We start from the raw sequence: 14,016 nt of genomic DNA, 5'->3' as shown, positions 1-14,016 counted from the left end.
AGTTCGACATGGCATCCAGCATTCGCGTGCGCGCAACATCGACCGGCGACATCACCGAGGTGCAGACGCTGATCCAGCACCCCATGGACACCGGCCTCGTCAAGGACTCCAAGGGCGAGTTGATCCCGGCGCATTTCATCCAGCGGCTGAAGTTCGAATGTAACGGCAAGGACGTGTTCGTCGCCGATTGGGGCACAGCGGTCTCCAAGGACCCCTACGTCAAGTTCAGCTTCAAGGGCGCCAAGAAGGGCGACGAGCTCAAGATCTCCTGGACCGACAACAAGGGCGGCTCGGATACGACCACCGCGAAGATCGCGTGATGAAGGCCCGCATCCACCTCCTGCTTGGCTCGCTCAGCGCTGCGCTCGTCGCGTTCGCGCTTGCCGCGCCGCGCGTGATCGCTGCCGACAAGGTCGATCCCGTCGCCGACGCCAAGGCGTTCCAGAACTTCTTCTTCCAGAAATTTCCGAACGTGAAGCACGAGGATTTCGTCAACGGTCCGTATTCCATGAACGAGGACATGAAGCGGCAGTGGCAGGAGAAGGAGGAATTCCCGCCTTACGAGTTCGCGCTCGAGGCCGGCAAGGAGATGTTCTCGACCCCGTTCAAGAACGGCAAGACCTATGCCGACTGCTTCCCGAACGGCGGCATCGGCATCCGCCAGAACTATCCGTACTTCGACAGCGGCGAAGGCAAGGTCATCACGCTGGAGCTCGCGCTCAACCGCTGCCGCGAGGCCAATGGCGAGGCGCCCTATTCCTACGTCAAGGACGAGATGGCCTCGCTCACCGCCTACATGGCCTACACCTCGCGCGGCAAGCTGATGGACATCAAGATCCCCGACGATCCCCGCGCGCTGGCGGCGTACGAGAACGGCAAGCGCTATTTCTACACGCGGCGCGGCCAGATGAATTTCTCCTGCGCGAGCTGCCACGTGCAGAGCCCAGGCGAGCGCATCCGCGCCGAGACCCTCGCCCCAGCGCTCGGCATCCTCAACGCGATGCCGATCTACCGCTCCGAATGGAGCGGCATGGGCACGACCAGCCGCCGCTTCGTCACCTGCAACAGCCAGACCCGCGCGGTTCCGCTGGAGCCGCAGTCGGATGAATATCGCGACGTCGAATATTTCCTGTCCTACGTCGCCAACGGCCTGCCGATCTCGGGACCGGGAGCACGGCCATGAAGCTGTCACTTGGCTTGGCCATGCTGCTCGCCTTGAGCCTTGCGCCATCCGCGCGCGCGGCGAGTGAGGCGGACTACAAGGCGGCCTATGCGGCCGCCGAAGCCGCCTCCAAGGAGGCGGCGGGCATGCGCAACCAGTGGACGGTGACCGTATCTGCGCTGGCGGCCGCGAAAAGGGCTGCCGATGGCGGCGATTTCGGCCGTGCGGTGGCCGCGGCCAGGGAAGCCGAAGCGCTGGCGAGGGCGTCGATCTTCCAGGCTGTTTCCGAAAAAGAAGCCTGGAAGGCGATGGAAATCCGCTAGACTGCCCCGCGGTGAACGCAGCCCCCACGAGAGGCGCGGAGAATTCTTGAATGGCGATCCGCCGCCGCGATTTCCTGAAAGGTGCAGGCCTTGCCGCGGCAACGATTGGCCTGCCGCGGCTCGCCCGCGGCGCTGACGCCGCCAGCATCTACGACCTCGAACGGTTCGGCAATGCGCGCATCCTGCACATCACCGACACGCATGCGCAGCTCAATCCGGTCTATTTCCGCGAGCCCAGCGTCAATATCGGCATCGGCGAGATGGCGGGACGGCCGCCGCATCTGGTCGGCCGGGCCTTTCTCGAGCGCTTCGGCATCCGCTCCGACAGCGCCGATGCCTATGCCTTCACCTGCTTCGAGTTCGAGAAGTCCGCAGGCCGCTTCGGCAAGCTCGGGGGCTTTGCCCATCTGAAGACGCTGGTCGATCGCCTGCGCGCCGATTTCGGCGAGCGGCGTTCGCTGCTCGTCGACGGCGGCGATCTCTGGCAGGGCACGGGGCTGGCCAACCTGATGCAGGGCCGCGACATGGTCGAGGTCGCCAATCTGCTCGGCATCGAGGCGATGACGGGCCATTGGGAATTCACCTATGGCGAGCAGGCGCTGCGCGACAATCTCGAGCGTTTCAAGGGCGAGTTCCTGGCGCAGAACGTGTTCCTGACCGAAGAGGCCGCGTTCAACGACGCGCCGGCCTTCGACAAGGCCACTGGGCGCGTGTTCAAGCCTTCCGTCATCAAGGAGCTCGGCGGGCATCGCATCGCGATCGTCGGCCAGGCCTTCCCCTACACTCCGATCGCGCATCCCAGGAGGTTCACACCGGACTGGAGCTTCGGCATCCGCGAGGAGGAGTTGCAGAAGCATGTCGATGCCTTGCGCGGCACCGACAAGGTCGACGCCGTCGTGCTGCTGTCGCACAACGGCATGGACGTGGATCTCAAGCTCGCCAGCCGGATCACCGGCATCGACGTCATTCTCGGCGGCCACTCCCATGATGCCGTGCCGCAGCCCATGCCGGTGAAGAACGCAGGTGGTACGACCCTCGTCACCAATGCCGGCTCCAACGGGAAATTTCTGGGTGTGCTCGATCTCGCGCTCGACAGCGGCAAAGTCAGCGATGCCAGATATCGTCTGCTGCCGGTCTATTCGGAGCTGCTGAAGCCCGATCCGGCGATGGCCGAGCTGATCGGCCGGGTCCGTGCACCGCACGTGGCCGACTGGTCGGAAAAGATCGCGACGCCCGACCGGCTGCTTTATCGCCGCGGCAATTTCTCCGGCCCCATGGACGAGCTGATCTGCACCGCGCTGCGCACCGAGCTCGATGCCGAAATCGCGCTGTCGCCGGGCTTCCGCTGGGGCGTCACCGTGCTGTCCGGCCAGGCCATGACCATGGAGGATCTGCTGGCGGAAACCGCGATCACCTATCCCGAGACCTATGTGCAGGAGATGACGGGGGCCCAGATCAAGGACCTGCTCGAGGACGTCTGCGACAACCTCTTCAACGCCGATCCCTACTACCAGCAGGGCGGCGACATGGTCCGTGCCGGCGGGCTCAGCTACACCTGCACGCCGGACGCTGCGATCGGCAGCCGCATCTCGGAGCTGAAGCTCGGCAGCGGCAAGGCGCTCAACGCCAGCCACCGCTATAAGGTCGCGGGCTGGGCCTCAGTCAACGGCCAGCAGGGCGCGCCGGTGTGGGACGTGGTCGGCAAATATCTGCGCTCGGGCCGGATGATGCCCGAACGGCTCGGCTCCGGCGTGACGCTGAAAGGCGTCGAAGGCAATCCAGGCATTGCAGGACTGGGATGATGTGTTTTGTCCGCGATCATGCGGTCATAATAATAATCTTCTAAATTTTTCTGCTCATGCAGTGAATTACTTCTCTTTCCGACCCGTATTGTAGTAGAATCTTGGAAGTCAGTTCCAAGCCGGGTCCTGCCATGATCTTCCGACAGCTCTTCGACAGCGTTTCGGGCACCTACAGCTACGTCCTCGCCAGCCGCCCCGGCGGCGAGGCGCTGATTCTCGACCCAGTGCTGGAGAAGGTCGACCGCTACTGCCAATTGCTGCGCGAGCTCGACCTCAAGCTGGTCAAGGCGGTGGACACGCATCTGCATGCCGACCACGTCACCGGCCTCGGCGAGCTGCGCGATCGCACCCATTGCATGACCGTGATGGGCGACCAGACCAAGGCCGACGTCGTCGCCATGCGGGTGGCCGACGGCGACAAGGTGACGATCGAGGGCCTGTCGCTCGACGTGATGTACACGCCGGGCCACACCGACGATTCCTATTCTTATTTGATGGGCGACCGCGTCTTCACCGGTGACACGCTGCTGATCCGCGGCACCGGCCGCACCGATTTCCAGAACGGCTCGGCGCGCGCGCAATACGATTCGATCTTCAACCGCCTCTTGAAGCTGCCGGACGAGACGATGGTGTTTCCGGCCCACGACTACAAGGGCGACACCGTCTCCACCATCGGCGAGGAAAGACGCTACAATCCGCGGCTCCAGGTGCGCTCGGTCGACGAATATGTCGAGCTGATGGCCAATCTGAAGCTGCCCAATCCGAAGATGATGGACGTGGCGATCCCCGCCAACATGCATGTCGGCCTGCATCAGGAAGAGCTGGAGAAGGAAGGCCGCGCGCTCAGCGCGATCGAGGCGATCCGCAGCCTCGGCCGGCCCGACATCCTGCTGGTCGACTTGCGCGAGACCAATGAGCGGATGAAGCACGGCATGCTCGAAGGCGCGCTGCACACGCCCTACCCTTCCGTCGAGGAGAGCCTGAAGCCCGGCGGCATGCTGCGCGAGGTCGCGGCCGCTAGCGGCCGCCGCGTGGTGTTCTTCTGCGCTTTCGGCGAACGCTCGGCGATGGCCGTTGCGGCTGCAAAGGAGGCGGGGCTTCTCAACACCGCACATATCGCCGGCGGCCTCGATGCCTGGAAGAAGGCGGGCGGGCCGGTGGTGCACTGACGGCCTCGTCGCCCCTTGAGATAAATCAGGTACCGCACATATTTGGCAGGTACATTCGGATGCAGCATCACCATCCGGGACCAGCCATGGCCAAGACCGGCAAGCCGAGCGAGCCGCCCAAGACCACCGAGAACAAGCCCGCGGACGACAAGGCGAAGAGAGCCCCGCGCCGGCCCCAGACCGATGACGACGATTACGAAGACGGCGACATCGCAACGCCGAAGCGCGACCGCTATGGCCCGGACGACGAGCCGTTCTGAGGGGGACGTTGATTTTGATCGCGCGCTAGCGGGATGGAGCCCTACCCGCACTACCTGCCATGCGCCTGCGTTCATGGACAAATAACCGCCAGCCCCGATAGTTTGCCGGTCCATCGGGAGTGAAACGGAACTGCAATGGTCGACGTTCTCGCCGCACCGCAACAAGGCAAGACGGACAGTGCGCTGCGCACGCTGACGGGGATCTCGATCGCGCATTGGGTCAGCCATTTCCATCTGCTGGTCCTGCCGATGCTGTTTCCGTTCCTGAAGGAGAAGCTCGGCGTCGGCTATGTCGAGCTCGGCTTCGCCCTCACCGTGTTCGCGGTGGTATCGGGGTTAACCCAGGCGCCGACCGGCTACCTCGTCGACCATTTTGGCCCGCGGCGCATTCTCTTGGCCGGGCTCGCGCTCGGCGGCGCCGCGCTGATCCTGCTCGGTCTGCATCTCAGCTACGCCTCGCTGATCGCCTGCGCAGTGCTGCTGGGACTTGCCAACAGCGTCTATCATCCCGCCGATTACGCGATTCTTGCGGAGCACATGGACGAGGGGCGGATGGGCCGCGCCTTCTCGATCCATACCTTTGCCGGCTTTCTCGGCGGCGCCGTCGCACCGGCGATCGTGGCCGCGCTCGTAACGCTGTCCGGCGGCACCGGCGCGCTGATCGCCTCGGGCGCGATCGGCATTGCGGTGGCGCTGCTGCTGATCATCATGAACATACCCGATGCCGGTGCGCACAAGAAGAAGCCCGGCAGCGAGAGCGCGCCAAAGCAGGCCATCATCACGCCGGCGCTGATCACGCTGACTGCGCTGTTCATGCTGCTCAGCCTGTCGGTGGCCGGCATCAACAATTTCGGCGTGGTGGCGCTGATGAGCGGCTACGGCACGTCCTATTCGATCGCCAATGTCGCGCTGACGGCGTTTCTCGCCGCAAGCGCCGCGGGCGTACTCGCCGGCGGCTTCCTCGCCAACCGCACCGAGCGCCACGGCTATGTCGCGGCGGCCTGCTTCGCCGCGAATGCGGCCATCGTGCTGCTGATCGCGCTGGTGACGCTGCCGGGCTGGGCCTTGACGGCGACGATGGCGACCGCAGGTTTCCTCTCCGGCGTGATCGCGCCTTCGCGCGACATGCTGGTGCGCAATGCCGCGCCTCCGGGTGCCGCGGGGCGCGCTTTCGGCATCGCCTCTACCGGCTTCAACCTCGGTGGCATCGTCTCACCGCTGCTGTTCGGCTGGATCATGGATCAAAGCGCGCCGCACTGGGTGTTCGGCGCGTCCGTGATCTTCATGGTGGCGACGGTGGTGCTGTCGCCGTTCACGGAGCGCCGGCCGGCGAAAGCAAATTGAGCCGTCGGCATCGACACAAATTCAACTGTCGTTCCTGCGAAGGCTAACGAGGCAGCCGCTTACCCTCCCCTGGAGGGGTCCGGGACGAGCGAAGCTCGCCCGTGGTCGATCGCGCGCAGCGCGAGCGGGGTGGGGTGATCTCTCCTCTCGGGCACTGCCGGATGGGAAACACCGTCACCCCACCCCGCTACGCATTCCGCTTCGCTACATGCGCAGCGAGCCTCCCCCTCCAGGGGAGGGTAAGAGAGAGCCGCGACTTACGTCGGCGACACTGCGCCCTTCAGCGCCGTGCCCTGCGCCGCCGCACCACGTGTCAGCCTGGCTTTCTCCGTGTTCGGCCACAACAGCAGCAGGCCAATGACGCCGGAGCCGATCATGACCACCGCGTTGATGGTGAAGCCCGTCAGGTAGCCGTCGAGCATGCTGCTGGCGCGCTGGATCACGGTGCCCATCACGCTCGGCGCGATGATGCCTGAAAGCGTGTAGAGCGCGCCGTAGATCGCGAGCACTGCACCGCGCTGCGAGGCCGGCGTGAACTCGCCGAGCATCGGCGGGCAGACCACGTAGATCGCGCCGCAGAGTCCGGAGCCGACGACGAGCAGCGCGATCTGCAGGCCGGCGCCCTCGACATGCGCCATCGCGGTGAGGATCAGGCCGCCGACGATGAGCGGCACCGAGCCGAGCACGCCGCGCGAGACGCGCGTGGTGTAGCCGCGGGCCATCATCACCTGCGAGATCCAGCCGGTGAGGAGAACGATGGTGGCGCCGAACACCCAGGGCAGGATCGAGATGAAGCCGGCCTGGCTCTGCGAGAAGCCGAGCCCCTTGACGATGAACGGCGTGAACCAGGTGAGGCCGAGCGACAGCGCCCAATAAGCGCCGAAGGTCGCGATCACGCAGCCGAGGAAGGTGCGTGAGGTCAGCAGCTGCACGTACGCAATCTTCGGCTCGGTGACGGCTAGGACCTCGGTATCCTCCAGCGGGCCTTCCTTGCCGAGCGCGAGCCAGGCTGCGACCCAGATCAGGCCGACGACGCCGAGCGCGCCGAAGGCGTAGTGCCAGGAATGGTTGACGATGATCCAGTTCAGCGCCGGCACCGCCAGGATGACGCCGAAGGCCGAGCCCTGTGACAGGATTGCAGTCGGCAGCGTGCGCTTCTCGTCGGGGAACCATTTGTAGATGGCGTGCGCGGCGACCGAGAAGGCCGGCCCTTCGCCCGCCCCCAGCACGATGCGGCAGATCAAGAGCGTGGTGAAGGAGACTGTGCCGACCATCGGGAACTGCGACACCGCCCAGATTACCGCCAGCGTCAACAACACCCAGCGCGTCGGCACCTTGTTGACGATGAAGCCGACCACGATGGCCGAGATCGAGAACAGGAAGAAGAACGAGGACCCGAGCAGGCCGAACTGCTCGGCGCTGAGCTTCATGTCGGTCATGATCGGCACGCCGGCGAGACCGACCACGATCTTGTCGGCGAAGTTCACCACCATGAAAAGAAAGAGGAGAAATGTAACAGTCCAGGCGCCCTTTGGCGTTTTGGTCGTCCCAGCCGCCACATTCGGCATTTCCTGAGCGCTCATCATTCTCCCCGTATGTCTTTTCGGTACCTATTTGATTTGGCCGTCTTGGAAGCTAACAGCGGCTTCAGGGCCAACGCAACCCCGGCATTTCCGCATCAGGTGTGCTAGGCAGCAATTCCGTTGATTCCGTCCGGCGCCGTCATCGTGCTGAGCATCCGAAACCTCTCAAAGACCTTCTCTTCGGCCGGCGAGCCCGTCCATGTTCTGCGCGGCGTCGACCTCGACCTCGGGGCTGGCGAGCGCGTCGCGCTGACCGGTGAATCCGGCAGCGGCAAGAGCACCCTGCTGCACCTGATCGCTGGCCTCGACGCCGCCGATGGCGGCTCGATCCGGCTGGGTGACGCCGAGGTCACCACGCTATCGGATGCCGGACGCGCCAGCTTGCGGCGGAATCGCGTTGGCCTGGTCTTTCAGCAGTTCAACCTGATCCCGAGCCTCTCCGTCGCGGACAATCTCGCCTTCCAGGCGCGGATCGCCGGCCGGCATGATGCGGCCTGGACGAAAGAGCTTGTCGAGCGCCTCGGACTCGGCAGCCTGCTCAAACGGTATCCAGAGCAAATATCAGGCGGCCAGCAGCAGCGGGTCGCGATCGGCCGGGCGCTGGCGACAAAGCCCGCGCTGCTGCTGGCGGACGAGCCGACCGGCAATCTCGACGAAGCTACCGCCGAGGAGGTGCTGGCGCTGGCGCGCGACCTCGTCGCGCGCACCGGCTGCGGCTTCCTGATGGTGACGCACAGCCTGCATCTCGCCGCCACGCTCGACCGTCATCTCACGTTGCATGCGGGGCGCATTTCATGAAGCGCGCGCTCTGGGTTCTCGCCGTGCTGCTCAGCCATTGGCGGCGCCACAAGATGCAGTTCGCGACGCTCCTGATTGGCCTGATTGCGGCGACCGCGCTGTGGAGCGGGGTGCAGGCCATCAATCAGCAGGCCCGCAATGCCTATGACCGCGCTGCAGCGACGTTCGGCGGCGTGCGCACCGCGATGCTGGTCGCTCCCAACGCGGCGACTTTCCCGCAGGAGCTGTTCATAAAGCTCCGCCGCGCCGGCTGGCCGGTGTCGCCGGTGCTGGAGGGACGCGTCCAGATCAACGGGCATTCGGTGCGGCTGCTCGGCATCGAGCCGGTCACGCTGCCGGTCGATGTCGGCAACGCGCCACGCCTGGGTGCCACGGATCTCAGCAGCTTCGTTGCTCCGCCCGGCCAGACGTTGGTGGCCCGGGAGACGCTGAGGGGCTTGCAGCAAGCAGAGGGCACGGCCCCGGCGATCAGCAGCGGCGCAAGGCTGCCGCCGCTGCGGGTCCAGCCGCAGCTCGCACCCGATGTGCTCGTGGTCGATATCGGCGTGGCACAGCGGCTGCTGAGCAAGCCCGACCAGGTCTCGCGGCTGCTGATCGGCAAGCCGAGGGGCAAGCCCGCACCGCTCGCGAGCGTGGTCGGCGAGCAGTTAGAGCGAGTCGAGCCCAATGCGGAGACGGAGCTCGAGCGTCTCACCGACAGTTTTCATCTCAACCTCACCGCCTTCGGCCTGCTGTCGTTCTTCGTCGGCCTGTTCATCGTCAATTCGGCCGTCGGCCTTGCGTTCGAGCAGCGGCTGCCAATGCTGCGCACTTTGCGGGCCTGTGGCGCCTCGGCGCGGCTAGTCAATACGGTGCTGGTGGTCGAGCTGGTGGCGCTGGCGCTGGTCGCAGGCCTGATCGGGCTCGCGTGCGGCTATTTCATCGCAGCCGCCCTGCTGCCCGATGTCGCGGCCTCGCTGCGCGGACTCTATGGCGCGCAGATCCCTGGGCAGCTCAGCCTGCGGCCCGAATGGTGGCTCGCCGGCATCGGGATCAGCGTGGCGGGTGCGCTTGTGGCGGCGGCGACCAGCCTGATCAAGGCGATCAGGATGCCGGTGCTGGCGACGGCGCAGCCGGGCGCCTGGCAGCAGCGGCAACGCCGCTGGCTGATCCTGCAGAGCTGTGCGGCCTGCGGCGCGTTCGCCGTCGCGCTGCTGCTGCTCCACTACGGGCAATCACTGATCGCAGGGTTCGGCGTGCTGGCCGCGCTGATGTTCGGTGCGGCACTGATCCTGCCGGCCTTCCTCGACATCATCCTGCTCGTAGGCCAGCGCTTCGCGCGAGGCCCGCTCGTGCTGTGGTTCTGGGCGGACAGCCGGCAGCAGCTCTCCGGATTGTCGCTGGCGCTGATGGCGCTTTTGCTCGCGCTTGCCGTCAACGTCGGGGTCTCCACCATGGTGGAGACCTTCAGCCGCACCTTCATCGGCTGGCTCGACGGGCGCCTTGCGGCCGACGTCTACATCAGCGCCTCCGACAATGCGCAAGGTACGGCGATCCGCAACTGGCTGAAGGATCGCAGCGATGTTCAGGCGATCCTCCCCGGCGGGCGCGCGGAGGCGCAGGTTCAGGGCCAGCCGGTCGAGTTGCTCGGTCTGCCCGATCACGCGCTCTATCGCGAACGCTGGCCGCTGCTGGACACGGCGCCGCGGGCCTGGACGCGGCTGGTGCCGGGCAATGCCGCTTTCATCAGCGAGCAATTGAGCCGGCGGCTGAACGTGCAGATCGGCGACGTCGTCGAGGTGCCGGCGCCGGGCGGGACCTGGGAGCTCGACATCGTCGGCATCTATGCCGATTACGGCAACCCCAAGGGGCAGCTCACTGTGAACGTCGCCGCATTGATCCGGCAGTTTCCGCAGACGCCGCAGACGCGGATTGGCCTGATCGTCGCGAGAGAGAATATCCCCGGCCTGATCGCGGCTTTGCAGAAGCAGTTCGGGCTCGACGACCGCAGAATCGCCGACCAGGCGACGGTGAAGGCGGAATCGATCCGCATCTTCAACCGCACCTTCGCGGTGACGTCGGCGCTGAACGCCTTCACGCTCGGCGTCGCCGGAATCGCATTGCTCACGAGCCTGCTGACCCTGGCGAACTCCCGACTGCCGCAGCTTGCGCCGCTGTGGGCGATCGGCCTGACCCGGCCACGCCTTGCCACAATCGAGCTGACCAAGACGCTCTCGGTCGCGCTGTTCACGGCACTGCTGGCCGTGCCGCTCGGACTGCTGGTCGCGTGGTGCCTGATTGCAATCGTGAACGTGAAAGCTTTCGGCTGGCGGCTGCCGTTCCACGTCTTTCCGTTGCATCTGGTGGAGCTGGTCGCGGTGGCGCTCTTCGCCTCGCTGCTTGCGGCGCTGCTCCCGATGGTGCGGCTGGCGCGGATGCAGCCGGCGAATCTCGTCAAGGTGTTTGCCAATGAGCGCTAAAGCCATCACGCGGCGCGCCTTCGCCGGTGGCATCGTCGCCCTCGCCCTCCCGCGCCGCGCCGGCGCGCAGGGCTATGCCGGACTCGCCGAGACCGCCGATGGGTTTACAAAGGTAACGCCGGGAAAGACATTCACCTTCCCCGAAGATCACGGACCGCATCCGCAGTTTCGTATCGAGTGGTGGTATCTCACGGCAAACCTCGTCGACGCGCGCGGCGCGGCGTGCGGCCTGCAATGGACGCTGTTCCGCCAGGCGGCGCAGCCAGGTCCGCAAGGCGAGGGCTGGGCCAATCAACAGGTATGGATGGCGCATGCCGCGGTGACGCGCGCCGACACTCACCGCTTCTCTGAAACGTTTTCACGGGGTGGCGTCGGGCAAGCCGGCGTGACGGCAAAACCGTTCGATGCCTGGATTGACGATTGGGAGATGAAGAGTTTTGACCGCACCGATGACCGCGCTTTGGCGCCGCTGTCGCTGAAGGCAGCTGGCGCCGATTTCAGCTACGCACTGACGCTCGAGGCCGACCGGCCGGTCGTGCTGCAGGGCGATCGCGGCTTCAGCCGCAAGTCGGAGCGTGGGCAGGCCTCGTACTACTACAGTCAGCCGTTCTACCGCGCGCGCGGCACGCTCAGCATCGAGGACAAGCCGGTCGATGTCTCGGGCCAGGCCTGGATGGACCGGGAATGGAGCAGCCAGCCGCTCGACGCCGACCAGACCGGCTGGGACTGGCTGTCGCTGCATCTGTCATCCGGAGACAAGCTGATGCTGTACCGGCTGCGGCAGAAGGACGGCAGAAATTATCCGTTCGGCAATTGGATCAGCGCGGCCGGCGAGACGCAGATGATTGCAGGCAGCGACATCCAGATGATGCCGAAGGCGACGGCTGAGATTGCGGGACGCAAGTTGCCGGTGCAATGGCAGATCGCGATCCCCGCGCGATCATTCTCGATCCTCTGCAAGCCGCTCAATCCGAACGCCTGGATGGGGACCGGCTTCTCGTACTGGGAAGGGCCGATCAGCTTTGCCGGCACACATGACGGCATTGGCTATCTCGAGCTGACCGGCTATTGAGGCGCGATTTCTATGAAGGAACCGACGATGTATCATCTCACCGCCCTCGTCACGCTGCTGGCGATCGCGTTTTATTTCTTCACCTCCATCAACGTCTCCCGCTCGCGCACCAAGACCGGCGTCAAGGTACCTGCGATGTCGGGGCATCCGGATTTCGAACGGGCCTTCCGCATCCAGATGAACACGTTGGAATGGATGCCGATCGTCCTGCCAGCCCTTTGGCTGTTCGCGATCTATATCAGCGACGCCATCGCGGCGGCGATTGGCGTGATCTGGATCATCGGCCGGATCGTCTATTTCATCGGCTATTCGCGAGCCGTGGCCAAGCGCGGCACCGGCTTTGCGATCCAGGCGCTCGCAGCAATGGCGCTGTGGGTCGGGGCGCTCGGGGCGGTGGTGCTGCGGTTGGTGTGAGGCAATCCGCCGCCACACATTCCGCTGCCGTCCCGGACAAGCGTAAGCGCCGATCCGGGACCCATAACCGCAGGAAGATGTCGTGATGCGAGCTGATCACTCCGAGTCCCCGTAACCACGCGTGCCTGTGGTTATGGGTCCATGATCGGCGCGCGCTTGAGGCGCGCTTGTCCGGGACGACAGCGAGGGTGTGGCGCTCGCTGTGCCACTTCCCTACTTCGTCAGCGGACAGCCGCTCTCCTTGGCGGTGAAGAAGGCCTTGTCGCCGGGGACGGTGGCGAGCAGCTTGTAATAATCCCAGGGCTTCTTCGATTCCGAGGGCTTCTTGACCTCGAACAGATACATGTCGTGGATCATGCGGCCATTCTCGAGCACCTTGCCGCCTTGCGCGAAGTCGTCGTCGACCGGCAGCTCCTTCAGCTTCTTGGCGACGGCATCCGGATCCTTGGTGCCGGCAGCCTTGACGGCCTTGAGATAGCTCAGCGTCGCCGAATAGGTACCGGCGTGGATCATGCTCGGCATCCGCCCGGTGCGCTTGAGGAAGCGCTCGCCGAGATTGCGCGTCCTGTCGTTGAGATCCCAGTAATAACCTTCGGTCAGCACCAGGCCTTGCGCGGCCTGCAAGCCGAGGCCGTTCACCTCGGCAAGCGTCATCAGGAGGCCCGCGAGCTTCTGGCCACTCGCGACGATGCCGAACTCGGACGCCTGCTTGATCGAATTGGTGGTGTCGAGGCCGGCGTTGGCGAGGCCGACGATCTTCGCCTTCGAGCTCTGCGCCTGCAGCAGGAAGGAGGAGAAGTCCGACGAATTGAGCGGAACGCGCACCGAGCCGAGCACCTTGCCGCCATTGGCGGTGACGATCTCGCTGGTGTCCTTCTCCAGCGCGTAGCCGAAGGCGTAGTCCGCGGTGAGGAAGAACCAGGTGTCGCCGCCGGCTTTGGTCAGCGCGCCGCCGGTGCCGACGCCGAGCGCGCGGGTGTCGTAAGCCCAGTGGAAGCCGTAGGGCTGGCAGGCATCGCCGGTGAGGCGCGATGTCGCGGCGCCGACGACGATGTCGATCTTCTTCTTTTCCTTGGAGAGCTCGTGGATCGCGAGCGCGACCGAGGAGGTCGTCAGCTCCGTGATCATGTCGACGTTCTCGACGTCATACCAGCGCCGCGCGATCGAGCTTGCGAGGTCAGGCTTGTTCTGGTGGTCTGCAGTGACGAGCTCGATCTTCTGGCCGAGTACTTCGCCGCCGAAATCCTCGATCGCCATCCTGGCCGCTTCGACCGACCATTTGCCGCCGTAATCGGCATAGACGCCGGACTGGTCGTTGAGGATGCCGATCTTGACGCCTTGCGCGGAGGCGGGAACCGCAATCAAGAGGGCCGAGGCCGCTGCGGCCCAAAGTGCTGATTTCATATGTTTAACTCCCGGCATTCTTCTGTGAAATCGCGCGGATAGTAGTGAAGAACCGCGCTTGCGCCCATCCATTTCATGTTGGTCGTTAGTATGGGATTCTGCGTGCCACATTCTCCACCGTCGTCCCGGGGCGTGCGCAGCGCGAGCCCGGGACCCATAACCACAGGATGGTGTTTGGCGAAGACTCGCCGCTGTCGCGCTAAACTCCTCCCTGTGGTTATGATCC

Annotated in this window: 13 protein-coding genes; 11 read left to right on the top strand and 2 right to left on the bottom strand. The window is 65.1% G+C overall.

Going from position 1 to position 14,016, the window contains the following annotated elements:
- Positions 1-8: 8 nt before the first annotated feature.
- The 7 genes from soxZ to I6F21_RS25580 all read left to right on the top strand — a co-directional run bounded on the left by soxZ (position 9) and on the right by I6F21_RS25580 (position 6,060).
- Positions 9-320: a thiosulfate oxidation carrier complex protein SoxZ gene (soxZ, locus tag I6F21_RS25610; RefSeq protein WP_225137686.1), complete on the top strand. Its 312-nt coding sequence runs from the start codon at positions 9-11 to the stop codon at positions 318-320.
- The gene (soxA, locus tag I6F21_RS25605) at positions 320-1,183 is read left to right on the top strand and encodes a sulfur oxidation c-type cytochrome SoxA (protein ID WP_036014603.1); all 864 of its coding nucleotides are present in this window, start codon (positions 320-322) and stop codon (positions 1,181-1,183) included. Before soxZ ends, soxA begins: the two co-directional genes overlap by 1 nt.
- The gene (locus tag I6F21_RS25600) at positions 1,180-1,485 is read left to right on the top strand and encodes a hypothetical protein (protein ID WP_036014604.1); all 306 of its coding nucleotides are present in this window, start codon (positions 1,180-1,182) and stop codon (positions 1,483-1,485) included. Before soxA ends, I6F21_RS25600 begins: the two co-directional genes overlap by 4 nt.
- 50 nt (positions 1,486-1,535) lie before the next feature.
- A complete protein-coding gene (soxB, locus tag I6F21_RS25595) occupies positions 1,536-3,287 on the top strand; it encodes a thiosulfohydrolase SoxB (RefSeq protein ID WP_225183596.1) in 1,752 nt (583 codons plus the stop codon).
- Between the two features lie 131 nt (positions 3,288-3,418).
- Positions 3,419-4,456, top strand: a complete 1,038-nt coding sequence (locus tag I6F21_RS25590; protein WP_225127113.1) for an MBL fold metallo-hydrolase — start codon at positions 3,419-3,421, stop codon at positions 4,454-4,456.
- An 86-nt stretch (positions 4,457-4,542) separates the two neighbouring features.
- A complete protein-coding gene (locus tag I6F21_RS25585) occupies positions 4,543-4,716 on the top strand; it encodes a hypothetical protein (RefSeq protein WP_225183595.1) in 174 nt (57 codons plus the stop codon).
- 135 nt (positions 4,717-4,851) lie between these two features.
- Positions 4,852-6,060 carry an MFS transporter gene (locus I6F21_RS25580; RefSeq protein ID WP_225183594.1) on the top strand — a complete coding sequence of 403 codons (1,209 nt, stop codon included), beginning with the start codon at positions 4,852-4,854 and terminating at the stop codon, positions 6,058-6,060.
- 257 nt (positions 6,061-6,317) lie between these two features.
- On the opposite strand, the gene I6F21_RS25575 is transcribed toward I6F21_RS25580, so the two are convergent.
- Positions 6,318-7,643 carry an MFS transporter gene (locus tag I6F21_RS25575; RefSeq protein WP_225183593.1) on the bottom strand — a complete coding sequence of 442 codons (1,326 nt, stop codon included), beginning with the start codon at positions 7,641-7,643 and terminating at the stop codon, positions 6,318-6,320.
- Between the two features lie 144 nt (positions 7,644-7,787).
- Between I6F21_RS25575 and I6F21_RS25570 the strand changes: the two genes are divergently transcribed.
- From I6F21_RS25570 to I6F21_RS25555, 4 genes are read left to right on the top strand one after another with little or no spacing between them, the layout of a single operon-like run.
- Positions 7,788-8,441: an ABC transporter ATP-binding protein gene (locus tag I6F21_RS25570; RefSeq protein WP_036014611.1), complete on the top strand. Its 654-nt coding sequence runs from the start codon at positions 7,788-7,790 to the stop codon at positions 8,439-8,441.
- The gene (locus I6F21_RS25565) at positions 8,438-10,900 is read left to right on the top strand and encodes an FtsX-like permease family protein (RefSeq protein ID WP_225183592.1); all 2,463 of its coding nucleotides are present in this window, start codon (positions 8,438-8,440) and stop codon (positions 10,898-10,900) included. Before I6F21_RS25570 ends, I6F21_RS25565 begins: the two co-directional genes overlap by 4 nt.
- Positions 10,890-11,972 (top strand): lipocalin-like domain-containing protein, encoded by a 1,083-nt coding sequence (locus tag I6F21_RS25560; protein WP_109141729.1) that lies wholly within the window; start codon positions 10,890-10,892, stop codon positions 11,970-11,972. The genes I6F21_RS25565 and I6F21_RS25560 overlap by 11 nt, the downstream gene beginning before the upstream one ends.
- A 27-nt stretch (positions 11,973-11,999) precedes the next feature.
- Complete coding sequence (locus I6F21_RS25555; RefSeq protein WP_225183648.1) at positions 12,000-12,386, top strand: MAPEG family protein; 387 nt, start codon at positions 12,000-12,002, stop codon at positions 12,384-12,386.
- 213 nt (positions 12,387-12,599) lie between these two features.
- On the opposite strand, the gene I6F21_RS25550 is transcribed toward I6F21_RS25555, so the two are convergent.
- The gene (locus tag I6F21_RS25550) at positions 12,600-13,790 is read right to left on the bottom strand and encodes an ABC transporter substrate-binding protein (protein WP_036014626.1); all 1,191 of its coding nucleotides are present in this window, start codon (positions 13,788-13,790) and stop codon (positions 12,600-12,602) included.
- Positions 13,791-14,016 lie beyond the last annotated feature (226 nt).

Source organism: Bradyrhizobium sp. NBAIM03 (genome assembly GCF_020194055.1).
Lineage (GTDB): Bacteria > Pseudomonadota > Alphaproteobacteria > Rhizobiales > Xanthobacteraceae > Bradyrhizobium > Bradyrhizobium yuanmingense.
Note: the sequence above shows the minus strand (reverse complement) of the source record. Positions and strands in the feature narration are given on the sequence as shown.